The organism is Paraoerskovia sediminicola, from assembly GCF_030296575.1.
In the GTDB taxonomy this organism is placed as follows: domain Bacteria; phylum Actinomycetota; class Actinomycetes; order Actinomycetales; family Cellulomonadaceae; genus Paraoerskovia; species Paraoerskovia sediminicola.
The window spans coordinates 1,667,231-1,692,139 of record NZ_AP027729.1 but is presented as its reverse complement, the minus strand read 5'-3'; the positions used below and the strand labels follow the sequence as shown (position 1 = coordinate 1,692,139).

General features: G+C 70.0%; 24 protein-coding genes. 5 read left to right on the top strand and 19 right to left on the bottom strand.

Going from position 1 to position 24,909, the window contains the following annotated elements; all coding sequences use genetic code 11:
* Nucleotides 1–6: 6 nt before the first annotated feature.
* Together QUE47_RS07895 and QUE47_RS07890 are read left to right on the top strand one after the other, a co-directional pair.
* On the top strand, nt 7–852 hold the full coding sequence (locus QUE47_RS07895; RefSeq protein WP_286219307.1) for an aldo/keto reductase: 846 nt from the start codon (nt 7–9) through the stop codon (nt 850–852).
* A 206-nt stretch (nt 853–1,058) separates the two neighbouring features.
* Nucleotides 1,059–1,466, top strand: coding sequence for a DUF1304 domain-containing protein (locus tag QUE47_RS07890; RefSeq protein WP_286219306.1), 408 nt, complete (start codon nt 1,059–1,061; stop codon nt 1,464–1,466).
* A gap of 48 nt (nt 1,467–1,514) precedes the next feature.
* Here QUE47_RS07890 and QUE47_RS07885 read toward each other — a convergent pair whose 3' ends face one another.
* Nucleotides 1,515–2,213 carry a DsbA family oxidoreductase gene (locus tag QUE47_RS07885; RefSeq protein WP_286219305.1) on the bottom strand — a complete coding sequence of 233 codons (699 nt, stop codon included), beginning with the start codon at nt 2,211–2,213 and terminating at the stop codon, nt 1,515–1,517.
* 129 nt (nt 2,214–2,342) lie between these two features.
* Nucleotides 2,343–3,035 (bottom strand): MOSC domain-containing protein, encoded by a 693-nt coding sequence (locus QUE47_RS07880; protein ID WP_286219304.1) that lies wholly within the window; start codon nt 3,033–3,035, stop codon nt 2,343–2,345.
* Nucleotides 3,036–3,139: 104 nt separating this feature from the next.
* On the opposite strand from QUE47_RS07880, the gene QUE47_RS07875 reads away from it, so the two are divergent.
* Complete coding sequence (locus tag QUE47_RS07875; RefSeq protein WP_286219303.1) at nt 3,140–4,207, top strand: zinc-binding metallopeptidase family protein; 1,068 nt, start codon at nt 3,140–3,142, stop codon at nt 4,205–4,207.
* Nucleotides 4,208–4,270: 63 nt separating this feature from the next.
* On the top strand, nt 4,271–6,322 hold the full coding sequence (locus QUE47_RS07870; RefSeq protein ID WP_286219302.1) for an MDR family MFS transporter: 2,052 nt from the start codon (nt 4,271–4,273) through the stop codon (nt 6,320–6,322).
* A 215-nt stretch (nt 6,323–6,537) separates the two neighbouring features.
* Here the strand turns inward: QUE47_RS07870 and QUE47_RS07865 are convergent, their stop codons facing one another.
* The 7 genes from QUE47_RS07865 to QUE47_RS07835 form a co-directional block, all read right to left on the bottom strand.
* Nucleotides 6,538–8,067: a M28 family metallopeptidase gene (locus QUE47_RS07865; RefSeq protein WP_350227706.1), complete on the bottom strand. Its 1,530-nt coding sequence runs from the start codon at nt 8,065–8,067 to the stop codon at nt 6,538–6,540.
* A gap of 228 nt (nt 8,068–8,295) precedes the next feature.
* On the bottom strand, nt 8,296–8,706 hold the full coding sequence (locus QUE47_RS07860; RefSeq protein ID WP_286219301.1) for a VOC family protein: 411 nt from the start codon (nt 8,704–8,706) through the stop codon (nt 8,296–8,298).
* A gap of 22 nt (nt 8,707–8,728) precedes the next feature.
* Complete coding sequence (locus QUE47_RS07855) at nt 8,729–9,169, bottom strand: A24 family peptidase (RefSeq protein ID WP_286219300.1); 441 nt, start codon at nt 9,167–9,169, stop codon at nt 8,729–8,731.
* 148 nt (nt 9,170–9,317) lie between these two features.
* Nucleotides 9,318–9,851 carry a hypothetical protein gene (locus QUE47_RS07850; RefSeq protein WP_286219299.1) on the bottom strand — a complete coding sequence of 178 codons (534 nt, stop codon included), beginning with the start codon at nt 9,849–9,851 and terminating at the stop codon, nt 9,318–9,320.
* A gap of 103 nt (nt 9,852–9,954) precedes the next feature.
* Nucleotides 9,955–10,650: an NINE protein gene (locus QUE47_RS07845; RefSeq protein WP_286219298.1), complete on the bottom strand. Its 696-nt coding sequence runs from the start codon at nt 10,648–10,650 to the stop codon at nt 9,955–9,957.
* A 53-nt stretch (nt 10,651–10,703) separates the two neighbouring features.
* On the bottom strand, nt 10,704–11,681 hold the full coding sequence (locus QUE47_RS07840) for a DUF475 domain-containing protein (protein WP_350227737.1): 978 nt from the start codon (nt 11,679–11,681) through the stop codon (nt 10,704–10,706).
* 129 nt (nt 11,682–11,810) lie between these two features.
* Nucleotides 11,811–13,010 carry a toxic anion resistance protein gene (locus QUE47_RS07835; RefSeq protein ID WP_286219297.1) on the bottom strand — a complete coding sequence of 400 codons (1,200 nt, stop codon included), beginning with the start codon at nt 13,008–13,010 and terminating at the stop codon, nt 11,811–11,813.
* 116 nt (nt 13,011–13,126) lie between these two features.
* Here QUE47_RS07835 and QUE47_RS07830 point away from each other — a divergent pair, with 116 nt between their 5' ends.
* Complete coding sequence (locus tag QUE47_RS07830) at nt 13,127–13,993, top strand: DUF429 domain-containing protein (RefSeq protein WP_286219296.1); 867 nt, start codon at nt 13,127–13,129, stop codon at nt 13,991–13,993.
* 39 nt (nt 13,994–14,032) lie between these two features.
* Here the strand turns inward: QUE47_RS07830 and QUE47_RS07825 are convergent, their stop codons facing one another.
* The 10 genes from QUE47_RS07825 to QUE47_RS07780 all read right to left on the bottom strand — a co-directional run bounded on the left by QUE47_RS07825 (nt 14,033) and on the right by QUE47_RS07780 (nt 24,764).
* Nucleotides 14,033–16,558, bottom strand: a complete 2,526-nt coding sequence (locus QUE47_RS07825; RefSeq protein WP_286219295.1) for a glycoside hydrolase family 2 protein — start codon at nt 16,556–16,558, stop codon at nt 14,033–14,035.
* Entirely contained in the window at nt 16,555–17,592 is a 1,038-nt protein-coding gene (locus tag QUE47_RS07820; RefSeq protein ID WP_286219294.1) for a LacI family DNA-binding transcriptional regulator, read from the bottom strand. The genes QUE47_RS07825 and QUE47_RS07820 overlap by 4 nt, the downstream gene beginning before the upstream one ends.
* Before the next feature lie 50 nt (nt 17,593–17,642).
* Complete coding sequence (locus tag QUE47_RS07815; RefSeq protein WP_286219293.1) at nt 17,643–18,443, bottom strand: glycoside hydrolase family 2 protein; 801 nt, start codon at nt 18,441–18,443, stop codon at nt 17,643–17,645.
* The gene (locus QUE47_RS07810) at nt 18,383–19,447 is read right to left on the bottom strand and encodes a glycoside hydrolase family 2 protein (protein ID WP_286219292.1); all 1,065 of its coding nucleotides are present in this window, start codon (nt 19,445–19,447) and stop codon (nt 18,383–18,385) included. Before QUE47_RS07810 ends, QUE47_RS07815 begins: the two co-directional genes overlap by 61 nt.
* Nucleotides 19,354–20,115 carry a glycosyl hydrolase 2 galactose-binding domain-containing protein gene (locus QUE47_RS07805; RefSeq protein WP_286219291.1) on the bottom strand — a complete coding sequence of 254 codons (762 nt, stop codon included), beginning with the start codon at nt 20,113–20,115 and terminating at the stop codon, nt 19,354–19,356. The genes QUE47_RS07810 and QUE47_RS07805 overlap by 94 nt, the downstream gene beginning before the upstream one ends.
* A 37-nt stretch (nt 20,116–20,152) precedes the next feature.
* The gene (locus QUE47_RS07800; protein ID WP_286219290.1) at nt 20,153–20,302 is read right to left on the bottom strand and encodes a hypothetical protein; all 150 of its coding nucleotides are present in this window, start codon (nt 20,300–20,302) and stop codon (nt 20,153–20,155) included.
* A complete protein-coding gene (locus QUE47_RS07795) occupies nt 20,299–21,495 on the bottom strand; it encodes a glycoside hydrolase family 28 protein (RefSeq protein ID WP_286219289.1) in 1,197 nt (398 codons plus the stop codon). Before QUE47_RS07795 ends, QUE47_RS07800 begins: the two co-directional genes overlap by 4 nt.
* A 64-nt stretch (nt 21,496–21,559) precedes the next feature.
* Nucleotides 21,560–22,468 carry a carbohydrate ABC transporter permease gene (locus QUE47_RS07790; RefSeq protein WP_286219288.1) on the bottom strand — a complete coding sequence of 303 codons (909 nt, stop codon included), beginning with the start codon at nt 22,466–22,468 and terminating at the stop codon, nt 21,560–21,562.
* A gap of 10 nt (nt 22,469–22,478) precedes the next feature.
* On the bottom strand, nt 22,479–23,423 hold the full coding sequence (locus tag QUE47_RS07785) for a carbohydrate ABC transporter permease (protein WP_286219287.1): 945 nt from the start codon (nt 23,421–23,423) through the stop codon (nt 22,479–22,481).
* A gap of 57 nt (nt 23,424–23,480) precedes the next feature.
* The gene (locus QUE47_RS07780; RefSeq protein WP_286219286.1) at nt 23,481–24,764 is read right to left on the bottom strand and encodes an ABC transporter substrate-binding protein; all 1,284 of its coding nucleotides are present in this window, start codon (nt 24,762–24,764) and stop codon (nt 23,481–23,483) included.
* Nucleotides 24,765–24,909: the final 145 nt, after the last annotated feature.

Below are 24,909 nucleotides of genomic sequence, written 5' to 3'. Positions count from 1 at the left end.
TCGCGCATGTCCACAGAGGCAACAGTTCCGACCATCACGCTCAACAACGGCGTCGAGATCCCGCAGCTCGGCTTCGGGGTCTTCCAGATCCCCGCCGAGGACACGAAGGACGCGACGCTCGCAGCGCTCGAGGCGGGCTACCGCCACATCGACACCGCGCAGATGTACGGCAACGAGGCAGGCGTCGGCGAGGCGATCAAGGCCTCGGGCATCGACCGGTCCGAGATCTTCGTGACCAGCAAGCTGAACAACGGGTTCCACGACCCCGAGGACGCGAAGGTCGCGTTCGACCTCACGCTCGAGGCGATCGGCAGCGACTACGTCGACCTGTTCCTCATCCACTGGCCGCTGCCCGACGTCGGCGACTACACCGAGACGTGGGGCGCGATGGAGGAGTTCTACCGCTCCGGCCGCGCCAAGGCCATCGGGGTGTCGAACTTCCAGCCGCACCACCTGCGCAAGATCCACGCGAGCGGCACCATCGTGCCCGCGGTGAACCAGATCGAGGTGCACCCGTACTTCCAGAACGACGAGGTGCGCGCGTTCGACGCCGAGCACGAGATCGCCACGGAGGCGTGGTCCCCGATCGCGCAGGGCAAGGTGCTCGACGACCCGGTCATCGGCCGGATCGCCGAGTCGCACGGCAAGAGCCCTGCACAGGTCACGCTGCGCTGGCACATCGAGCGCGGCGACATCGTGTTCCCGAAGTCCGTCACCCCCGCCCGGGTGAAGGAGAACTTCGAGCTCTTCGACTTCGAGCTCACCGAGGCGGACATGGCAGCGATGGCCGGACTGGAGCGCAACGAGCGCACCGGCCCCGACCCGGACGAGTTCAACTACGTCCCGAGCTGACCGGCGCTCCGGCTGAGGCCGGACCCGTCGTCGAACGCCCCGTCGCAGCAGCGGCGGGGCGTTCCCGCGTCCGCAGCCGGGCCGCGACGCCCTCGCACCGCGCCAGCCGATCGCCGGCCCACGCGGAGGCGTCGTCCTCCACACGAGGCGCGCGACGTCGTCCGACCCGTGCAAGGATCGGTGCTCCCGGCCGACCAAGGAGCCTCGTGCCTGCGACCTTGAACCTGGCGGCGAGCGCAGCCGTCGCCCTCGCCGGGCTCGTGCACGTCGCGATCTTCCTCATGGAGTCGGTGTTCTGGGGCCGACCCCAGGTCCACGGTCGCTTCGGGGTCCGCGACGGCAGCGACGCCGAGACGGTCCGCCCGTGGGCGTTCAACCAGGGCTTCTACAACCTGCTGCTGGCCGTCGTCGCGTTCGTCGGGGTCGCCGTCGGCCAGGTCGACGCGCACACGGAACCGTCCACGGGGGCCGCGGGCGTCGGCATGGCGCTGGGCGCGGTGTCCGTGATGCTGGGCGCCGCGATCGTCCTCGTGCTCAGCGACCGGCGCATGGGCCGCCCCGCCGCGGTCCAGGGGTTCTTCCCGCTGCTGGCGGTCGTGCTGATCTTCGTCTGACGGGTGGGAGCTGCGGCCGGGAGGTTCGCGGACGGGAACCCAGCGGCGTCAGGACTCGGCTGCGGCGCGGTCCTGAGCCACCTGGGTCAGGACCTGCGTGAACGTCGCGGGCGCCTGCGCCCCGGACACCCCGTACTTCTGGTCGAACACGAAGAACGGCACCCCCTGGATGCCGAGGGCGCGGCCGCGCGCGATGTCCGCGACGACGTCCTGCACGTACTCCTCGGACTCGAGCGCAGCGCGGACGTCGGCCGGGTCGAGGTGGGCGTCCGCGCCGATCTCGACGAGCTCGTCGATGCTCGCGACGTCGACCCCACGCTCGAAGTACGCGGCCATGAGGCGCTCCTTGACCTCGGCCTGCTTGCCGCGCGCCTTCGCGAGATGCAGCAGCTGGTGGGCGAGCAGCGTCCGCCGGTGCTTGACCTCGTCGAAGCGGTACTCGAGGCCCTCCGCAGCAGCGAGCTGCGTGACGTGGGCGAGCATCTCCTCGACCTTCGCGACCGGCATCCCCTTCTTCTCGGAGAGGTACTCGGTGGTCGTCCCCGCGTAGTCGCCAGGCGTGTCGGGGCTCAGCTCGAACGAGTGGTACGTGACGGTGACCTCGCCCTCCCAGTCCGCGAGCGCGGACTCGAGCCGGCGCTTGCCGAGGTAGCACCACGGGCACGCGACGTCGGACCAGATGTCGATCGCGATGGGCGGGCCGGTCTGGGGGCGGACGGCGGTGCCGTCGCTCTGCGTCGATGTCACGTCCCGTGAACCTCGCCTCGCCGGGCGCTATTCCCGGGCCCGCGGTGCGCCCCGCGGCCCACCGACCCGGTGCTCGGAGGCGGTCGGTGATGCGGTCACGGCCTGTGATGGCCTGTCATGGCCCGGGAGCTACTCGGCGACGGCCGCGAGCGCCCGCTCCCGCATCTCGGCCGCCAGCACGATCTCGCCGGCGTCGTGCGCCGCGAGCAGGCGCCGCGCGGGCGCCGCGTGCCCGCCGGCGAACCGTGCGCCGAACCAGTCGGCGATCGTCACGCCGTGCGCGGGCACGCGCTCGACGACCACCGGGTCCCCGGCGCCGACCTCGCCGGGCTCGACGACCCGCAGGTACGCCCCGGTGCGGTTGGCCAGCGTGAAGCGCACGACCCACCGGTCCTCGCCCATGCGGTTCTGGAACGTCGTGCACGGCGTCCGTGGTTCGGTCACCTCGAGCACCGTCGTACCGATCCGCCAGCGTGTGCCGACGACGGCCGTCGAGACGCCGACCCCGCGCAGCCGCAGGTTCTCCCCGAACAGCCCCGGCTCGACCTCGCGGCCGAGCTCAGCCGCCCAGAAGTCGGCGTCCTCCTGCGCGTACGCGTAGACGGCCTGCTCCTCTCCGCCGTGGTTCGCGCGGTCGGCCTGCACGTCGGCGTAGACCCCGAGTTGCCCGACCGTCACCCGACCCTCGGCGGGCCTCTTGTCGATGGCCGTGATGCCGACCGGTCCGTCGTCCGGCAGCAGTCCCGCGACCCTGCACACGGCGACCACGACACCGGTCCCGGAGGGCTGCTCGGAGGACTCTGCCGCAAGGTGAGACGTCATGTCTGGATTCTGCCACCGCCCGCCCAGGCCTGATCGGCTTACCGCCCAAAGCCAGACCGACGCCCGACCCACGCCCGAGCCGCACGCGGGTTACGCTCTGCGCCGTGCGTGCCTTCTCCTGCTCCCGCTGCGGCGCCCTGGTCAACTTCGACGACGGGTCCTGCCTGACCTGCGGTTCGACCCTCGGCTACATCGAGGGCGTCGACCGCATGCGGGCGCTCGAGGAGAACGGCACGGTCACCTGGGACCGCGCGCTGTACGTGCCGTGCGCCAACGCGGAACTCTCGTGCAACTGGCTCGTCGAGTCGTCGACGGGCGAGATCCACTGCCCGGCGTGCCGGCTGATCCGCAAGCGTCCCCACCCGGCGGACGAGGTCGCGACCGACCAGCTCGCCAAGGCGATGCACGCCGAGCGCCGCCTGTTCGCGCAGCTGCGCGAGAACGGCCTGCCCCTCGTCTCGTACGAGGACCGCGCGGGCGGCATCGCCTTCGACCTGCTCTCGTCGACGACCGGGCCGAACGTGACGATCGGCCACGCGAACGGGGTCGTGACCATCGACCTGTCCGAGGTCGGCGACGCCTACCGCGTGCGGCTGCGCGAGAAGCTCGGCGAGCCGTACCGCACGATGCTCGGGCACTTCCGCCACGAGATCGGCCACTACTACTGGCAGGAGCTCGTCTTCTCGGACGACGTGCTGCTCGACGACTGCCGGCGGCTCTTCGGCGACGACCGCACCGACTACCGCGCGGAGCTGGAGCGCCACTACAAGGAGGGCGCCCCGGACGACTGGTCGGAGTCGTTCATCTCCGAGTACGCCACCATGCACCCGTGGGAGGACTTCGCGGAGACCTGGGCCCACTACCTGCACATCACCGGGACGATGCAGACCGCGGCCGCGTTCTCCATGCAGCTCGGCGGACTCGTCGGCGACAAGCTCGACCCGATCCTGCAGGGGTCGCTGCGCAGCGCGCCGGGCTACTCGGCGACCGCGTACCGGGACTCGGACATCGACTCGATCCTCGACGCGTGGCACCCGCTCGCCCGCGCGTTCAACCAGATCAACCGGTCGATGGGCAAGGCCGACCTGTATCCGTTCGTCATCGCCGTCCCCGTCCGGGAGAAGCTCGCGTTCGTGCACGAGGTCGTGCGCCGCGCGGGTCGCGAGCAGTAGGCGCCCCGGCGGCCACGGAGCCATCTCTCGCAGGTCGCCCGGCCCGGTGGCAGAGTCCACCGCATGGCCACCACGACCCCACCGGCCGACGACGTCGCGACACTCCCCCAGGGCAAGGTCTGGGCGATCTTCGGCGGGCTCATGCTCGCGATGCTGCTCGCCGCGCTCGACCAGACGGTCGTGGCGACGGCGCTGCCGACCATCGTCTCGGACCTCGGCGGGGCCGAGCACCTGTCGTGGGTCGTCACGGCGTACATGCTCGCGTCGACGGCGACCACGGTGCTCTGGGGCAAGCTCGGCGACCTCTACGGCCGCAAGGCGCTCTTCATCGCGTGCATCCTCATCTTCCTGGCCGGGTCGATCCTGTCGGGCACCGCACAGACCATGGGGCAGCTCATCGCGTGGCGCGCCGTCCAGGGCGTCGGCGGTGGCGGCCTCATGGTCCTGTCGCAGGCGATCATCGGGGACGTCGTCTCCCCGCGGGAGCGCGGCAAGTACCAGGGGTTCTTCGGTGCGGTGTTCGGCGTCTCGTCTGTCGCGGGACCGCTGCTCGGCGGCTGGTTCGTCGACAACCTGTCGTGGCGCTGGGTGTTCTACATCAACATGCCGATCGGCGTGGTCGCGCTGATCGTCGTCATGGCGGTCCTGCCCAAGATCGAGAGCCGCGCCAAGCCGGCCATCGACTACGCGGGCATCGTCCTGCTCGCCACGATCGCGACGGCGGTCGTGCTCGTCACCAGTCTCGGCAGCACCTGGGGCTGGAGCTCCCCGCAGGTCTACGGGCTCGTGGCGCTCGCCGTCGTCTCCGTCGTCGCGTTCGTGGTCGTCGAGAAGCGCGCGGCCGAGCCGGTCCTGCCGCTGCGGCTGTTCCGCAGCCGCACGTTCAGTGTGGCGGCGGTGGTCGGGTTCGTGGTCGGCTTCGCGATGTTCGGTGCGATCACGTACCTCCCGCTCTACCTCCAGCAGGTCAAGGGGTCGACCCCGACGGAGTCGGGCCTCGAGATGACCCCCATGATGCTCGGCATGCTGATCACGTCGATCGGCTCGGGCCAGATCATCTCGCGCACCGGCCGGTACAAGGTGTTCCCGATCGTGGGCACCGCGATCACGACCTGCGGCCTCTACCTGCTGTCCCTCATGGACCAGACGACCTCGACCCTGCAGGCCGGGCTGAGCATGTTCGTCCTCGGTGCCGGGCTCGGCATGGTGACCCAGGTGCTGGTGCTCGCCGTGCAGAACGCGGTCGAGTACCGCGACCTCGGGACCGCGACGTCGGGGGCGACGTTCTTCCGCACGATCGGGTCCTCGGTCGGCGTCGCCGTCTTCGGCACCGTGTTCGCCAACCAGCTCACGAAGAACCTGTCGGCGTCGGTGCCCGCGGACGCCGCGCCGCCGTGCGACCCGGCGACGCTGGCTGCGAGCAGCGCGGGGCTCGCCCAGTGCCCGGAGGACGTGCAGGGCTGGTTCGTCGGCGGCTACGCCGACTCCCTGCACACCGTGTTCCTGTGGGCCGTGCCCGTCGCCGCCCTGGCGTTCCTGCTCGCCTGGCTGCTGCCGGAGGTCACGCTGCGCAGCGCGACCAGGCCCGCCGCCGGGGCCGACACCGGGGACGCGCCGTCCACCGCGGAGCTCGCCGGGATCTCCGCGGGCGAGACGTTCGCCCTCCCGGCGTCGCGCACGTCGGCCGAGGAGCTGCGCCTGCTGCTCTGGCAGCGGGTCGGTCGAGAGGACCCGCTGCGCGTCTACGCGATCGTGGCGGGCGACTCCGCGCTGTCCCCCGGTCAGTGCTGGATGGTGACCCGTGCGTCCCTCAAGGGGCCGCGGTCCATCGAGACGATGTCGGAGGTCTCCGGCGCGCCGACGGGCGTGGTCGCCGGGGTCGCGGGCGCCCTCGAGGAGCACGGGCTCGTCACCGTCGACGGGGACACCGTGACCGCCACGGAGGCCGGGCACGCGGCCGCCGAGTCGCTGCGCGAGAACGAACGGGCCCGCCTGCAGGCGTTCGTCGACGCGTGGCCGGGCGAGAAGGAGCCGGCGATCGACGAGATCGTCGCCGAGCTCACCGACCGGCTCCACGAGCACGAGCTCCCCGCAGGGGCCTACCCCCGAGGGTGAGCCGCGCCGTCCGCCCCACCGCCGGGTCCGGCCCGCCGGGACCTGCCCTGCCGACCGGTCCGCGCCGTCCGCCCCACCGACAGGCCTGCCCCACCCGCCGGTCCGGCGCGTGACGCACCGACGCCCGGCCTCCCTCGGGAGACCGGGCGTCGGTCCGTGCGTGCAGGCCGGGGTGTCGGACGACGTCCCGCGGCCGCGCTGTCAGGTGCTGCTGGTCAGGCGGCGTCCATCAGGCCGTGGCCCGGCTTCGTGCCGTCCTCCCACTTGTCGTGGCCCTTCTTCTTGCCCGGGCCGGACGTGTCGACGCCGTTGATCGCGACGGTGCTGGAGGCGAGCTCCTGCGTGGCGTGCGCGATCGCCTTCGACATGATGTCGAGGGCCTCGGGGTCGACGTTCGTGATGTCGTCGGCCGGGGAGTGGTAGTTCGGGTCGTAGGTGATGCCGGCGGTCCCGCCGAACATCTCGACCTCCTCCTCGGTCTTGACGCCGTCCGCGCCGGTGAAGAGACCGGACGCCGGGACGCCGTTCTCGATGAACGCCTGGTAGTCGGAGCGACCGGAGAACTCCGTGTCGACCCACGGCTGGTCGATCGAGTCGAAGTAGTCCGTGAGGACGTCCTCGGTCTCGGGCGAGCCGGCCGGCACGTCGACGGGGGCCTCGTACGTCGACTCGTCCGCGTCGTAGACGCCGATGATGTAGTTCGGCGAGCCGACCATGTCGAAGTTCAGGTAGGTCGCGATCTTGTCGAGCTCCTCGGGCGCGTTGTCCACGAGGTCGTAGACGTAGTGCTCGGACCCGAGCAGGCCGAGCTCCTCGGCACCCCACCACGCGAAGCGCACGGCGTTGTTCGGCTTCTTGATCTTCGAGAGCTGGATCGCGGTCTCGAGGATCGCAGCGGAGCCCGAGCCGTTGTCGTTGATCCCGGCGCCCTCGTCGACGGAGTCGAGGTGCGAACCGAGCATCACGACGTTGTCGTGGTCGCCCTTCTTCGTCTCCGCGGTGATGTTGAACGTCTCCTTGGTCTCGAGGAGCGTCTGGAGGTCGAGGGTCGCCTCGAGCGACGGGTCGGCGTCGAGCGCCGCCAGGATCGCCTGGCCCTCGGCCTGCGTGACACCGACGACCGGCGCGTAGGGCGCCGCCGGGTCCTCCGGGCCGCCGAGCGTGCCGTTGAGCGCGCCGGGACCGTTGTTGTAGATGATCGCGCCGACGGCGCCGGCGGCCGCGGCCTCGATGGACTTGGCGGCGAACGAGCAGGCGCCGCGCTGGATCAGGGCGATCTGCCCCGTGGCGTCCACGCCGTCCCACGCGGTCGCGTCGCAGCCGTTGAGGTTCGCGTCGACCGGCTGCACGAAGGTGCCCGAGACGCCGTCGTCCGGGGTGCTGGACGAGTAGGACATCGGGATCGCGTCGAGCGTGACGCCCGGGACGTCGAGCGAGAAGTCGAGCACGCTGAACTGCTCGACGTCGAAGTACTGCCGCTCCGGGCTGTAGCCCGCCTTCTTCAGCTTCTTCTCGATGTACTGCGCGCTGGCCTCGTAGCCCTCGGTGCCGACGGCACGGCTGCCGTCACCGGCGTCCGCTGCCGCCTGGAACGCCTCGAGGTGCTCCATGACCGCGTCGCCGGACACGAGGTCCTCGAGCTGGGTCCAAGGTGGGGCCGCGGTGGCGGCACCGGGAGCGACCAGCGCTCCGGTCACGGCGAGCGACACGGCGGTCGCTCCGGGGATGAATGATCGTGCTCTCACAGATCCTCCTCGGTTCGCGTCGGCCGGGGTGGTGGCCGACTGTGCGACGGGGGCGCCTGTGCCCCGCATCACATTGTCGCGAATGTACGGGTGTATCCCGGTTCGCGATACCCGAACGGGTGAATTTCACCGGCCCGAAACATCGGGCCGGACCGCGGCGACGATACGGACCTGCGGGTGTCCCGCAACCTGGGGCGCCCGCCGGCTCCGCTCCCCTGCCGGCGAGGGTCAGTGCATCCAGGGGGTGTGCGAGACGCCGACGAGCATGCCCTCCGGGCTCAGGAGCCGCGACGTCGTCTGCCCCCACGGCTCGTCGTGCGCGTCCCGGAGCATCTCGTGACCGGCGGCCACGAGCTCGGCGACGGCCTCCGCGACGGCCTGCGGCGAGGCGACGTCGAACTCGATCCAGGTCTGCGGCACGGGCAGGTGCGCGGGCCACTCGGGGGAACCGAAGGTCGCCTCTGCGGCCTGGGCGAGCGGCCACAGCGCGAAGGCCTTCACGCCCGGCAGCGACTCCGTGTGGAGATAGCCGGGCGCGGGCTCGTCGAGCTGGATCCCCAGCGCCCCGGACCAGAAACCCACCGCGGCGTCGGCGTCACGAGTGATCGGCCCGAAGCCGGCGACGAACGAGATGTCCATACGAGGTGACGCTACGCGCGCCTCAGCCGAGCAGCGACTGCGTGGCGACCCACCCGATCCAGACGGCTCCGACGGTGCCGAGGGTCCCGAACACGACGCCGATCACCGAGAGCGAGATCGACTTCGCCAGGCCGACGAGCGACGTGATCAGCGCGATCGCCGCGATGACCACGGTCACCGCGTCGGGCACGGAGGTCTGGTACACGATCAGCGCGATGAGCGCGAGGACGAACCCGGTCACGGCCGGGACGACGCCCGCGGACTGCCGCTCGGCGCGGGAACGCTCGGCCTCGTCGGCGGTCTGCTGGCGCAGCTGCTCCGCACGCGCCCGGTCGACCTCGGACTCCGCGTAGACGGGCTGAGCAGGTTGCACCGGCTGCACCGGCTGCGCGGGCGGCACGCTCGCGGGCGGCATGCGGCGGACTGCGGGGTCCTCGGGGTTGCCCTGCTGCGGCGTGCTCATCGTTCTCCTCCTGGGTGTGGGTCGTGCTCGGAGGAACATACCGCTCCGCCCGCAGCCTGGCACCCGACCTGGCCGGGGTCGGCACTGCGCGTCAGCGACGGCGGACCGGCGCGACCCGGCACAGCACGCCCGGCGCCGGCCCTGCGCGTCAGTGACGACGGACCGGCGCGACCGTGGTCTTGGCCGATGCGCGACGCCGAAGGATCGTCACCGCGACCGCGCCGAGCGCGCAGGCGAGGGTGACCACCCACTCGACCTCCGGCACCACGATCGGCAGACCGCCCGCGGTCGTCGCGGCGAAGGCGGCGAAGACGCCCGCCACCACCAGCAAGGGGACCACGGTGCTGTCGACGGCGTACGGACCTCTACGGGCACCTCGAGCGCCGAGCGACGCCGTGACGCTCAGCCATCCGGCCACGAGGACGGCGCCGACGACGAGCACCCGGGCCACCGTGGAGGACCCGGGCAGCAGGAAGGCCGCGAACGCGCCGACCGCGACCCAGGCCGCGACGATCTGCGCCCACGGATCGAGCCGACCGACGACTGCCGCGCACCGCGCCGACCGGACCCGCTCCCACTGGACCTCGCAGGCACGTCGCCGCGCTCTACGGGCCTGGTCCGACCGCTGGACCTGTACGAGCGACGCGACACCCTCGTGCGGACCGCTGGATGGGAAGAACACGATGACCACCTCCATTTGATCTGTTGGAAGTGTTGAACGTGTCTGACAGGAAGATCATTCCCGAGCCCCGAATCCGCTCGGTCCCCGGCCGCGAGGCAGGGCGCTACCGCAGCGGGATGCCCCGACGATCCACCGAGAAGTACCCCGAGCGCGCGGTCGCGAAGAGGATCCCCTCCACCACCGCCCAGACCGACAGCAGGAGGTTCGGGATGAGGAACATGAACGGACCGACCAGGAGCGCCACGAGCAGCCAGGCCACCCCGACGCCGGAGAACCCGAGGTAGAAGCGGTGGATGCCGAGCCCGCCCAGGAAGAGTGCGAACAGCAGCGTGGCGACCCGGGACTTCTGCGCCACGACGGGCGCGTAGACCGGTCGGCCGTAGGGGTCGACCCCGATGGGGGTGGTGACGCCGTAGGGGCCCTGGGCGTACGGGCTATGGGCGTACGGGTGTGCGGGGCCGTTGTGCTGGGCCGGGCCGTACGGCCCGGCCTGACCGGACTGGCCGTGCTGCCCGGCCTGTCCGTACTGGCCGTACTGCCCCGAGGCGGACGGGCCGGCCGCGTCGGCGTACGACGAGGCGCCTCCGTGGCCCGCGCCGTACCCGACCGGGCCTCCGGCGGCGTCGTACGTCGTCACCGGACTCCCGTACGGAGGCGGGTCCGCGGCGTCCGACGACGGCGGGCGGGACGGGTACGGGAGCTTCAGCGGGCGGGTGCTCGTGTCCTCGACCCCAGCGCCACCGGGCAGCGGCTCGGTCGGGTGCTCCTCGGGGTGAGGTGCTCCGGGGGTGCTGGTCATCTGCTGGCCCTCCGATCGTGGTCCCGGCCCTTCGGCGGGGCCTCCATTGTCGCTCAGCCGCCCGACACCGGCGACGCCGCCGCGTCCCGCCGGTTCGCCCCGGCCGAGCCGACCCACGCCGTGACAATGAAGGCCAGGCCCGCGAGCCCGATGACGATGTCCGGGATGTCGAACCGCAGCGTGAGCAGGAGCAGCACCGCGAGCGTGCCGATCGCCCAGTGCGCCCCGTGCTCGAGGTAGCGGTACTCCCCCAGCGTGCCCCTGCGCACCAGGAAGATCGTCATGGACCGCACGAACAGCGCCCCGACGCCGAGGCCGAGCGCGATGATCAGCGGGTCCGGGGTGATGGCGAAGGCGCCGATCACGCCGTCGAACGAGAAGGTCGCGTCGAGGACCTCGAGGAACATGAACATCGAGAAGGCCGCCCGGCCGGCGAGCTGCAGGGGGCCGCTGGAACCGCGCTCCCCGGCCTCGCGCTCGAGCACCTCCGCGCGCTCCGCCTCCTTGGACTCCATCACCGTCGACAGGCCCTTGACCGCGAGGTAGACGACGAGGCCCGCCAGCCCCGCGAAGAGCACGCGCCCACGGTCGGCGGGTTCGGCGAGCACCTGCCCGGCCGCCATCAGGACGAGGCCGGCGACGAGCACGGACAGCGACCCGAGCCGGGCCGCCTTCTGCAGCGGGCGCTCGACCCAGGTCAACCAGGTGATGCCGCGCTCGGCGTCGAACAGGAAGTCGAGGAACAGCATGAGCAGGAAGATCCCGCCGAACGCCGCGATCGTCGGGTGCGCCTCGTTGAGGATGTAGCCGTAGGTCCCCGGCTCCGTCGGGTCGCCCTTCTCGAGCGCGAGCGTGAGCGCCTCGCCCGGGCTGATCCCGCCGGTCACGCTGACGATGACGAACGGGAAGATCAGCCGCATCCCGAAGACGGCGATGAGGATCCCCACCGTGAGGAACATCTTCTGCCAGAACGGGTTGAGCTTCGCCAGGTACTTCGCGTTGACGGCGGCGTTGTCGAACGAGAAGACGATCTCGACGACGATCAGGATCGCGGCGAGGAGACCGCCGCCCAGCCCTGGTACAGGTAGGCGACGACCAGCGCCAGCACCAGGACGAGCGCGTCCCAGCGGAAGTAGCGGAACGTCCCCACGGAGCGTGGCTCAGCTGTCGATCGAGCGCTGCGCCCGCTCGACGTACGGCTTGGCCTGCGCGACCTGCTGCTCGAGCTCGCCGATGGTCACCGCCATCGAGTCGTTCGCCTGCGCCTTGAACGTGTCGATCGCGTCCATCGTCTCGTAGACGTTCTGGAACGCGGCCTGGAGCTTGGCGACCTCGATGGTGCTGCTCGCCGCCTGCTCCTGGATCGCGGCACCCTGCTGCTTGAGCTGCTGCGACGTCGACTCGATGAGGTTGCTCGTCGTCGTGTTGAGCGCCGTCACCTGGTCGAGCACGAGCTTCTGCTGACCGAGGGCCTGCGCCACGATCACGGCGGTGCGCAGGGCGGAGACCGTCGTCGTCTGGGCCCGCTCGACGCCCCGCACCAGCTCGAGATTGTTCTTGCGGATCAGGTCCATCGCCAGGTAGCCCTGGACGGAGACGGCCATCTGGGTCATGAGGTCCTGGTGACGCTGCCGGACGGCGAAGAGCACGTCGGACTTCAGCGCCTGGGCGGTCTCGGTGTCGCCCGCCGCCTCGGCCTCGGCGATGCGCGCGGAGATCGCGACGTCGAGCGCCTCGACCTCGACCTTGAGCTCGCCGAGCTTGTTCATGGCGTCCCACATGCGGTTGCGCTCGAGCTCGATCGCCGCGTTGTCCTTGAGCAGCTCGCCCTGCCCGGACTCGAGGGCGCGGATGATCGCGTCGAGCTGGGACTGCGCGGACTGGTACTTGGCGAAGTAGCGGTCGATCGCGTTGCCGCCGGGCAGGAACTTCAGGAGCTTCTTCACACCGGTGAGGTCGGCACGGTTGGGGTCGAGCTCGGTGACGGTCTGCCGCAGCTCGATGAGGGTGTCACTGACCTTGCCCTGCGCGCTGGTCTCCCGCGACTGCGACGCCGGCCGCTCCAGCATGCGGTTGGACACCGCCGCCGAGGCACGGATCTCCTCGTCGCCCAGCGACGCGATCTCCTTGACCTTCTCCGAGAACTCCGGGGACTGCGCATCGATGCCCGCGAGCTGGGCGACGAACTGCTGGGCCTTGGCCTCGGCCGCCGTCTGAGCCGCGGCGGCGGCCTCACCCTGCTGCTGCGCCGCGATCGTCGCTGCGGCCTGCTCGCGCGAGACGAGCGGAGCCGCCGCGGGTGCCTCGAGGACGAGCGGGGCTGCGGGTGCCGGCTGTGCTGCGGCGCTGGGCGTCGACATGGGAGGACCTCTCGGTGCGGGAGTGCTGCGCGGGCGTCGGTTCGAGCATAGAGGCGGGCGGGCGCCGGGCGCGCGGTCCCCGGTCGCCGCAGCGGGTGACGTGCGAGCATCGGCCGATGACGACCGTGGACGCATCCCCGTCCGGAGCACCGCCCTCCCGTCTTGCCCGGCCCGGGGGCGAGGCCGCCGTGCTCGGCGTCGACGCCTGCCGCGGCGGCTGGGTCGGGGTGCGGCTCGACCGCGACGCGCGAGGACGGCTGACCCTGTCGACGCACTTCGGCGCGACGATCGCCGAGCTCGTCGACGCGGCTGGGACCGGGGCCGGGACCGGGCCCGGGCCCGGAGCCGACTCCGGGGCTGGTGTCGCGTCGGAGGCAGTTCCAGAGGACAGCGCCGCACGCGATGTCCGGCCGGGTGCCCTCGCGATCGTCGCGATCGACATCCCCATCGGGCTGCCGGACGACGGGGCGCGCCTCGCCGACCGGCTCGCCGCCGCAGCACTCGGGTCGCGACGGTCCTCCCTGTTCCCCACGCCCGTGCGCGCGGCGATCGCGGAGGCCGACTACCCCGCGGCGTCCGCCCTCCAGCGTGGGCGCGCCGGGGTCGGCCTGTCCAAGCAGTCGCACGCGCTGCGCACGAAGATCCTCGACGTCGACGCCTGGGTCGCCCACCGGCCCACGGGGTCGCCCGAGGTGCTCGAGAGCCACCCGGAGCTCGCCTTCGCGCGGCTCGCGGACGGGCCGCTCGCCGGCTCGAAGAAGACCTGGAACGGCATCGCCGAGCGGAGGCGCCTCCTGGTCGGGGCCGGGATCACCCTGCCCGACGACGCGGGCGAGGCCGGCCGACGCGCGGCCCCGGACGACCTCGTGGACGCGGCCGTGCTGTCGCTCGTCGCGCTCCGGCGGGTCGACGGGACCGCCAGGCCGTTGCCCGACGAGCCGGAGCGCTTCAGCGACGGGTGGCCGGCTGCGATCTGGGCGTGACGCGCGGCTGCGCGGAGTGCACGAGATCGTTGGCCGACATCAGCACTGGGCGCACGAGGTCGGCCGCCCGGACGTCCTCGACGCCTCGCAGGGTGAACGTCGTCGACTCCCCAGGCAGCAGGGTGACGAGCATCTGGTCGACCGAGGCGTCGGGCGACAGGCGGTCCGCGAAGAGCGAGAGGTCACGCACGAACGAACGGGCCGTGACCCGGACCTGCGTCTCCGGGTTCCTCCCCGCGACGCCCGTCGCCTCGGGGGGACGCGCCGCGGCGACAGGACCTCGATGTCGACATCCCGTTCCGGATAGTCGAACTCCTTGTCGGGCACGTAGAACCAGGTCGCCCGCTGGGCGCCGACCGTCGCGACCAGCAGCTCGCAGGCGGGGTCGCTCGGCACGCCGACGGGCTCCGGCACCTTGATCTCGACCCTGTCATAGGGGTCGATCGCCGCGCCGACGACACAGCTGTCGCGACACGATCCGTCGATCCCGACCCGCTCGACGAGCAGGTTGGCGGACCAGCGACGTGCCGAGTCGTTCACGAGGACGACGCTGAGGCCGTCCGCTCGGGGCTGAACCGTCACCAGCCTGTCCTGATAGACGTGCTGCAGCGTGAACCACAGGGGCTTCGCCCGTCCGTCGCCGTCCACCGCAGCCCAGGACGTGACCGGCCAGCAGTCGTTGAGCTGCCACACGATCGATCCCATGCAGCGGCCACGGTGCGAGCGCAGGTGCTCGATCTCGACCGCCACGGCACGGGACTGGTTCAGCTGGTTCGCGAAGTGCCAGTCCTCCATCGTCGTCGGGGAAGGGAAGTGCGGAGCCAGACCACGCGCAAGCTTCCCGTTCCCGTCCGTCGCCTTCTGGTGTGCGAGCACTCCCGGCGAGTTGGGCGCCAAGGGCGCGTCGCTCACCGCGCGCGTGAGCGTCGCCCACGTCGGCGGACCTTGCCAACCGAACTCGGACGCGAACCGGGGCGTTCGTGCCCGGTAGTCCTCGTACCCCGTCGTGTTCCACACGTCCCATACGTGCGACGACCCGTGGTCGTCGTCGCCGGTGTGACGCTCGAAGGAGCCCGAGTACGGGCTTCCTGGACAGTAGGGCCTCGTGCCGTCGACCTCGTCGACGATCCGGGGCAGGAGGTCCAGGTAGTACCGGAGCCCCCACCCGCGTGCACCGACGCGCGCCGGCCAACCCCACTCGTGCCAGCCCATGAAGTTCTCGTTGTTCCCGTTCCAGATGACGAGGCTGGCGTGGGGCATGAGCCGGGCGACGTTCTCCCGCGCCTCGGCCTCAACCTCCGAGAGGATCGGCTCCTCCTCGGGGTATGCGGCGCACGCGAAGAGGAAGTCCTGCCAGACCATCACCCCGAGCTCGTCGCACGTGTCGTAGAAGTCTTCGGACTCATAGATCCCTCCTCCCCACACTCGGAGCAGATCGATGTTCGCCCGTGCGGCCTGCTCGATGCGTCGCCGATACCTCGCGGCGTCCACCCTCGCGGGGAAGCAGTCGTCCGGTATCCAGTTCGCCCCGCGGACGAAGATCGGGCGACCGTTGACGACCAGGGTGAAGGCCGAACCGACCTCGTCGGGGGAGGTGTCGAGCTCGACCGTGCGGAATCCGATCCGACGGCGCCACTCCTCCAGCTCTCGGTTCTCGCCCGCTTCGTCGGCAGCCGTGAGGACGACGCGAAGATCCGACAGGGCCTGCGCGCCGTAGCCTCGTGGCCACCAGAGCTCAGGATCAGCGACCTCCAGGGTGAGCCGGGCGACATCGGTCCCCGCGGGGACGACCACCTCGTCGACCGATCCTTCGATCGCGGCACGAACTCGGAGATCTCCTGCGACGCCGGCGCGTTCGAGGTCGACGTGGACGTCGACGATGCCAGTCGTGGCACGCGCGTCATCCTCACCGACATCTGCGCCGTCGCCCGTACGGACCGTCACCGCAGGTCGAACTCTGCTCAGTCTCGCGGCCGTCCACGACTCCAGAGCGATCGGACGCCAGATGCCCGCAGTGGTCAGCACCGGCCCCCAGTCCCAACCGAAGTTGCTCGCCATCTTGCGGACGAAGTTGATCGGGTGCACCGAGGCCGAATTGGGGATCGGCAGCGCGCCGATCCTGTCCCGCTCACGCTCCGCGTGAGCCAGGGCCGAGGCGAAGCGGACCACGATCCTGTTGGACCCCGCGATCAGGCGCCCGGTCACGTCGAACCGATAGGACCGGTGCATGTTCTGGGTCGTCGCGACCCGGGCGCCGTTGAGCTCGATGGTGGCTACCGTGTCGAGGCCGTCGCAGACCAGATCCACCCGGTCGGCATCCACCTCCGACCAGACGATCTCGGTGGCGTACTCCCAGCCGGTGCGCGCGATCCACTGTACCTCGCGCTCGTTCTCGTCCAGGTACGGGTCCGGTACGAGACCGGCGTCCATCAGGTCCGTGTGGACACAGCCAGGGACCGTCCCCGGCACCTCGAGACCAGCAACCCAACCGGGTGCGTCGTCGGGGATCTCGTCCCCGACCGCACGGAGCGTCCAGGTGACCGGCAGCTCGTGCCGCGCAGTCATGCCATCACCCCGCCTCGCGCCGTCGTCACCGGCCCGGTGCTCCCACGGACCACCAGAACTCCCGGAGCCGTCTCGACACGCCGCGGTGCGCCGCCGTCGATCAGGTCGAGCAGCAGGTTTGCTGCGGCAGCACCGAACTCGGTGAGGTCACGATGCAGCGCGGTGATGGCCGGGTGGCTCAACGAGCACAGGATCGAGTCGTCCCAGGCCAGCACCGAGACGTCACCCGGGATGCTCACTCCGAGCTCCTGAGCGACACCGACTCCCGCGAGCGCCATCACGTCGTTGTCGTAGATGATCGCCGTGGGCGGGCGCTGGGCGGTCAGCAACCTGTGCGTCGCCCGCGACCCGGACTCCACCGAGTAGTCGGTCTGCTCGATCGTGCAGTCGGCCAACCCGTGGTCGGCGGTCCAGCGGACGAAGTCGGCGTCACGAAGAACCACGTGGTCGTGCCTCGTGTCCCCGGCGACGCGCGCGATCCGGGTGTGCCCGAGAGACGTCAGGTGGCCCAGGGCCGCATCCATCGCCACCGTCATGTCGCTCCACACGCCGGCGAAACCTTCGCTCGTCGGCGGGATCCCGATGAACACGGCATGGAGGTCGAGCTCACGGAGCGGAGCCAACCGGTCGTCCTCGGCATACGGGTCGACGACGAGAACGCCGTCGACCCGCCGCTCGGCCGCCCATCGCCGATATGTCGCGATCTCCGCCTGGTGGTCCTCGACGACCTGGAAGACCAGCGCGAGCGACTGCTTGGCGAGCTCGGACTCGATGCCTGCGATGAGCTGCATGAAGAACGGCTCGACGGCCAGCGTCTTCGCGGGTCGCGCGAAGACTAGGCCGATCGCGCCCGCCCGGGTGCCTGCCAGCGAGCGCGCGGCAGCGTTCGGCACCCAACCGAGCTGCGCCGCGGTCGCGATGATCCGGGCACGGGTCGCGTCCGAGACCCCGGGGCGATCGTTCAGAGCGAACGAGACAGCACCCTTCGAGACGCCCGCGGCCTGCGCGATGTCGACGATCGTCGGTCGAGCCACGGCGCCTCCTTCAGGTCTCGCCTGTCGCGTATGCCCGTCGACGCGAATCATCACACAGCCACGGACGAACGCTCGCGCGCTGTGTCGTTGACGCACCGCAGCACGGGCGGCGTCGTCCACCGTGGGTCGTCAGCGGTCGTGCGCGTGCACACCCGGAACTCGTGCGACTCGCCCGGGAACAAAGTCACGAGCTGATCATCGACCACGGACTCGGGGTCGACCCGATCGCTGTTGAGAACGAGATCGCGAGCAAAGCTCCGGGCGACGACCATGACAGCGACCCCGTCCTCGATCGGCCGAGCCGTGACGTCCAACCGGGCACGGCCCATCTCCAGATCCCGGTCCTCGACGAAGAGGTGCAGCGTGCGCTGGCCGTCGACGGAGGCCGAGACGGCCTCGCGAGCGGCGTCCATCGGCGTCGCGACGTCGTCGGGGACGCGCACGACCGTCGAGCTGCGCGGTGCGACATCGACGGTGGACGACACCGTCGCGAGCACCTGCCCGTCGAGCGACCGCCGGGTGAGATCGAGCGGGGCCGTCCACCGATGCGGCCCGTCGTTCACGACGACCACCTCGAGCTCCCCTGCGCCGGAGCGCCGCAGGAGGACGATCCTGTCGGCGTAGAGCCGCCGCAACGCGTACCAGAGCGGCTTCTGCCGGCCCGCGCCGTCGACCGCGGCCCAGGACGTCACCGGCCAGCAGTCGTTGAGCTGCCAGAGGATCGCGCCCATGCAGTGGGGCCACAGGCCGCGGTAGTGCTCGACCCCGAAAGTGATGGCCCGTGCCTGGTTCAGCTGGGTGAGGTAGTGCCAGTCAGCGGTGTCGACCGGGTCCGGGAGGTGCGGTGCCATCCCCCGGGCAAGCTTGCCGTTGCCGTCGTCCGCCTTCTGGTGGTGCAGGACGCCCGGCGAATCGAACTCGACAGGCTCGTCGGCCACAGACGCTTCCAGCGTCGACCACGCGGGGGCGCTTGATACCCGAACTCGGAGACGAATCGCGGACGGTCCTCCGCATAGCTCGTGTAGTCCGCGCGGTTCCACACCTCCCACGAGTGGTGGTTCCCGTGGTCGGGGTCGTTCGGGTGGATGTCCAAGGACCCCGAGTAGGGGGAACCCGGCCAGTACGGCCGCGAAGGATCCGTCTGCGCGACGACCCGCGGGAGCACGCCCGTGTAGTAGCCGAGGCCCCAGTCCTTGCCGTCGAGCGGCTCCTGCCAGCCCCAGTCGAAGAATCCCCAGATGTTCTCGTTGTTGCCGTTCCAGAGCACCAGGCTCGGGTGCGGCATCAGACGTGCCACGTTGTCACGCGCCTCGCCCTCGACCTCGGCGACCAGGTCGTCGGTCTCCGGGTATGCGGCGCATGCGAAGAGGAAGTCCTGCCAGACGAGGATCCCCATCTCGTCGCAGACGTCGTAGAGCTCGTCCTTCTCGTACAGCCCGCCACCCCAGATGCGGAGCAGATTGACGTTCGCGGCAGCCGCCTGGCTGATCCGCTCGCGGTAGTCGTCGATGCCGACCCTGGAGACGAAGCAGTCGTCCGGGATCCAGTTCACTCCCCGGACGAAGACCGGCTGGTCGTTTACCGCGATCACGAACGACATCCCGGCGTCGTCGTCCTGCGTCGACAACGAGACATTCCTAAAGCCGGTGCGGCGCACCCAGGAATCCAGATCGACGCCACCGGACGCGAGGGACACCCGGACGTCGTACAGAGGCTGCTCCCCATGACCACGGGGCCACCACACCGACACATCGGGAACCGTCACGGCCGCCGCAACCGTCCCGCCGTGGACGGGCGCCACGATCCGCGCCTCGAACCCGGCGACCTCGACCACCACGTCGAGGGGTGCGTCCACGGTCCCATCGACGACCACGTCGACCTCGACCTCGAGAACCCCGTCCGTCCCGTCAACCCTGGCGACGGGACGGACGGCCGCGAGGAGGCCGTCCGCCAGGACTCCAGGCGGACCGGCTTCCAGATTCCCGCGGTCACGAGCGTCGGGCCCCAGTCCCAGCCGAAGTTGCAGGCCATCTTGCGGACGTACTGGAACGGCTCGGGGTACACGTTCGGGCGCTCGCCCGCCTCCGCGACGACCGCGTCGGTGTACTCCCGGACCGGCATGAACTCGACGACCAGATCGTTTGCCCCGGGCCGGAGCAGCTCCGCGACGTCGAAACGGTAGGTGCGGTGCATGTTCGCCGTCTCCGCGACCGTCTGGCCGTTGAGCTCGACCCGGGCGACCGTGTCGAGCCCGTCGAACACGAGCTCGTACGACCGTTCGGTGTCGACCTCGACGTCGATCGAGGTCCGGTAGGTCCACGCGGAGCGCCCGATCCAGTGCTGCTCGTCCTCGTTCGTCCCGACATACGGGTCGTCGATCAGGTCGTGGTCCAGCAGGTCCGTGTGGACGCACCCTGGCACTGTGGCGCTGACCGGGGCCGTGCTGAAGCCCTCGGGGGCATCCGCGTCGAGCCGCGAGGGCTCGAGCGTCCAGCCGGTCGTGATCACTGTGATGTCTCGCATTGCTTCTCGCTCTCGTTCCGGTCTGTCGACCGGGTCGTCAGTGCTGGTGGACGGCGTCCAGGCCGGGGTGGGCTGCTTCGCCACGGAGACCTTCGATCACCAGTCCATCCACGTCGATCGCCTCGACGGCGTGCGAGAAGTTGTCCTGGACGGAGCCCCAGACCACCTCGCAGTTGCGCAGGGTCACGTCGGAGGCGGTGTCGACGTGCACACCGGACGTGGCGTGCTGGTAGATCTTCTCCCCTGCTCGAACGGGCGGCGGTCGTACTCGCCGCCCGGCCAGCTCGTCCACCGGTCGAGCTCGATCCGGACGTTCTCCAGCACGACGCCGGTCACGAGGCCCTTCTCGTGGCCGGCGATGTAGGCGCCGTTCTCGGACCGCGCCAGGATGTTGCGGAACCGGACGTTCGTGATCTTCCCGACCTTGTCGTGCCACGGGACCGCACTGACGTAGATGGGCTCGCCGTGCCCCCACCAGTCGTCGGAGAAGTGCCGGGTCTCGACGATGCAGTCGCTGAAGAGGATGTTCGAGAAGTTGCCCTCCTGGCCCAGGTTGACCGCGAGGCCACGGTGAGAGCCCCGGACGACACAGTTCGAGACGACGACATTGCGGATGTCGGCGACGGCGTCCACGCCGACGACGACGGCCGACGAGGTCGATTGCAGGGTGCAGTTGGTGATCACGATGTCCTCGGTGATGCCGTACTGCGGGAACTCCTCGCAGGTCTTGAGCGAGATGGCGTCGTCCCCGCACGAGATCTCGCAGTCGCTGATCCGCACCTGTCGGCACCGGTCGAGATCGATCCCGTCGGCGTTCGGGTACTTCAGGTCGGCATCAATGGTGATCGAGTGGACCAGCACGTCGACACAGCCCGTCAGGCGCACGCACCAGAGTGCGGCGTCGACGAGACGGACGTCGCGCATGGTCACCCGCGTGCAGCCCGTCAGGAAGACCGTGAAGGGGCGCCGGTTCGGGCACCGGTAGATGTACCCGTTGTCGCTGTCGACGAAGTGTCGGCCGGCGCCGTCGATCGTCCCCGCCCCGGTGATCGCGACGTGCTCCGCGTCGCGAGCCCAGATCAGCGCCAGCGCGTGGTCGTTCGCCGGGTTGAGGACGCCCGACGACAGCGCACTGACCTCGATCTCCGTCGTGTAGTCGGCGTCGACGCCGCTCCCTGCCAGCGTCGCGCCCCGCTCGACGTGCAGCTCGACGAACGACTTCAGCTCGATGGACCCCGTGAGGTACGTGGCTCCGGACGGGACGACGACGGTGCCACCGCCGGCAGCATGGCAGGCGTCGATGGCAGCCTGGATGGCCGGCGCGTCGTTCGTGACGCCGTCGCCGGTGGCGCCGTGCTCGCGGATGTCGGTCGTGGTCATGTTGATTCCTCTCAGCGCGCCCGCTGGCGCGTCGGTTCAGGGTCGTTCGGGGAGTTCGAGGGCTTCAGCTCTTGACGGCGCCCTGGAGCAGGGCGTCCTCCATCTGGCGGGAGAGCAGGATGTATGCGAGATACACAGGGACGAGGGTGATGAGCGTGCCGGCGGCGAGGACGCCGTAGTCGGTGCTCGTCTGGGAGACGAGCGTCGGCAGAGCGACCTGCACCGTCCGGACGCTAGGGTTCGGCCCGCCGAGGATCAGGGTGAACAGGTACTCGTTCCAGAAGTTCAGGAGGTTGAGGATCGTCACGGTGGCGATGCCGGGCGTCGCGATCGGCAGATAGATGTGCCTCAGCACCGCCCAACGGTTCGCGCCGTCGAGCGTCGCGGACTCCTCCAGCTCCGATGGAACGGTCCGCATGAACTGCGTCAGGAGGATGACCGACAACGGGAGCGCTGTCGCGGGCATGAAGAGGATCACGAACAGCCGGGTCTGGAACAGCCCGATCGCGATCGCGAGAAGCACCGTCGGGACGAGAGCCGCGAACCCGGGGATCAAGAACCCCAGCGAGAACAGCCGCTCGACCGCGGTACCGAGCCTCCCCTTGGCCCGAGCGAGCCCGTAGGCGGCGGGGACGGCCAAAGCGAGGGTGAGGACCGCCGAGACCCCGGTGATGAGCAGCGAGTTCGCCAGTGCCGTACCGAGACTGGCTCGGGACCACGCTGTCGCGAAGTTCTCGAAGCTGAGACTGGTCGGCAGCGCGAAGGGTTCCGAGAAGATCGCCAGGTTCGGCTTGAAGGCCGAGACGATGATGTAGTAGATCGGGATCGCCAGCAGTGCAGCGTAGACCCACGCGAGGACGTGCGCGGGGATCAGGGCGCGCCCTCGGCCTTGACTGCGCTGGGTGTTGTGCGCACCCTCCGGCTTCTTCACGCTACGCCGCGCGGCCTGGGGAGGCGCTGTCGTCGTCGTCATTGCCGTCCTCCTAGTAGTTCTGCCGGAATGCCCGGCGAATTGCGAGCAGCCCGATGACACCCACGGCGAAGAGGATGACGCCGACCGCCTGGCTGTATCCGACCTGGGACTGGACGAACGCCTTCTCGTAGACCAGGAAGGAGAGCGTCGTCGAGGAGTTTCCGGGACCACCGTTGGTCAGGAGCAGGACCATGCCCGCTGATGCGAACACCGTCCACAGGAACTGGAGCATCGTCAGCACGCCGAAGTAGTCCTTGATCACAGGGAACGCGATGCTCCACATGCGCCGCCAGTGGCCGCACCCGTCGAGCTCTGCGGCCTCGTAGACGTCCGCCGACACGGCACTCATCCGTGCGGAGAAGAGGATCGCGGTGAAACCGATCCCCGACCAGATACCGACGAAGATCACGGTGTAGAGAGCGGTGTCCGGGTTGGCGAGCCAAGGCTTGGCGAGCGACCCGAGCCCGAGGGACTCCAGAGCCGAGTTGACCATGCCCGTGGGCTGGAAGATCGCGTAGAAGACGGTTCCCATGGCCGAGAGTGACAGGAGCGCCGGTGTGAAGAGTATGACGCGGAGCACCCGATGGAACCGCGGCTTCAGCGCGACGTAGTACCCCAGCATGAAGGCGAGCGGCAGCATGACCGGCAGAGCGATCAACACCTGCACCGCCGTGTTGCGGACCGCGGTCCAGAACACGGGATCGTGCAGGACACGGTCATAGTTCGCGAGCCCCGCCCATGTCGGCGTCGCAAGGAAGCCGGTCCAGAAGAGCAGGCTGATCACGAAGATCGCGATCATCGGACCGATCGTGAAAACGATGTACCAGGCGACTGCCGGCGCACTGAAGATCCCGACGATCGCGTCGTCCGTGCGCTGGCGCCGGCTTCGACCGACCCTTCTCTGCTTCTGAGCGTGACCGGCCTCAGGGCCGTCGACGATCGTTGGTGTCGTCATCCTTGACTCCTCCCTGATGGTGCGGACCGACCGTCTCGGCCGGCCCGCACCGTGCGATTAGCCGACCGAGGCGTACGCGTCGTCGATCGCCGAGCACATGGACGCAGCGTCGTTGCCCTTCGCGTATGCCAGCGACGTCACGCGGATCATCGGGTCGGCGACGGCACCCGGGACGGCGGTGTCCGGCATCACCGCGTAGTCGACGCGCGAGTCGAGGTCGCTGACCGCCTGCTGGAGCAGCGGGTTCGTCACCTCGGCGTCCTCAGCCGTCGTCGCGGCGGGGACGAGATTCGCGGTCGCGACGAAGTCGGCGACCGTGTCGCTCGAGTAGAGCATCGAGATGAACTGACCGGCGATGTCCGACTTCTTCTCGCCGTTGGTGCTGAGCATGACCCCGGTGCCCGTGTACCCCTGATACGCGGTCGGCTTGCTGTACGCGCCACCGGAGGGGTTCGGGAACCCGGACAGCGTGGTCACTTCGGCGAGCTCTGGCGTCAGGTCCTCGGCGCCGAAGGCCCACGAACCCGCGGACATGATGGCGGCCGAGCCGGTGTAGTACTCCGTGTTCATCGCGTCAGCGGTGTACCCCTCGGCGTCGTCGATGAACACGCCACCGTCTCGCAGTTGAGTGAACAGCTCGATGCCCTTGACGATGTCGGGCTGGTCGCAGAACCCACCGTTGGTGAAGGTCTCGCGCGCGGTCTGCGGATCTGCGTAAGCCTGGGCGATCTGCAGGAACAGCTTTTGACCCGACCAGTCGTTGCCTCCGATGACCATCGGCTCGATGCCCGCGTCGCGGAGCTTGCCCGCGGCCGCGATGAGCTCGTCGGTGGTCGTCGGGATCTCGTCGACGCCGGCCTGCGCCAGAAGATCCGTGTTGTACCAGACCGGCCAGCTGAAGCCGGAGAACGGGATGCCGACCTGGTTACCGTCGGAGTCCTTCCACTCGTCGACCGCAGCGGGGCGGACAGAGTCCGTGAGGCCCCAGTCGTCCATGTACGAGTCGATCGGGACGACAGCGCCGTTCTTGACCCAGTCGACCGTCTTCTCTGCGAAGTTGGACAGGACTATGTCGGCCTGGCTGCCGCCTGCCACCGACGTCTCGAAGACGTCGGAGAGCGACTCCCCGGTGTCGAGCCACTCGACCTGGGTGCCGGTCTCTTCGGTGAACTGGTCGATGACCTTGGAGAGCGCGTCGCCCTCGGCGGTGCCCTTCGTCCACAGGGACTGGACCGTGAGCGTCTCGTCGGCGGACCCGCTGTCGTCACCACCGCACGCGGCGAGCGGGACGACGAGCCCGGTGACGAGTGCTGCGCCGATCATCCTTCGTGTCTTCTGCACCGTTGCCTCCTTGCAACTAAAGCGGTTCAGTGGTCCCGACTCTAAACCGCTCTAGTTCAGGATGTCAACGCCCAGCGCCCACCAATGTCAACGCTGACATTGAGTGCCGCAGATGCCCTGGCGCCCGACCTCGGGAGGAACCTCG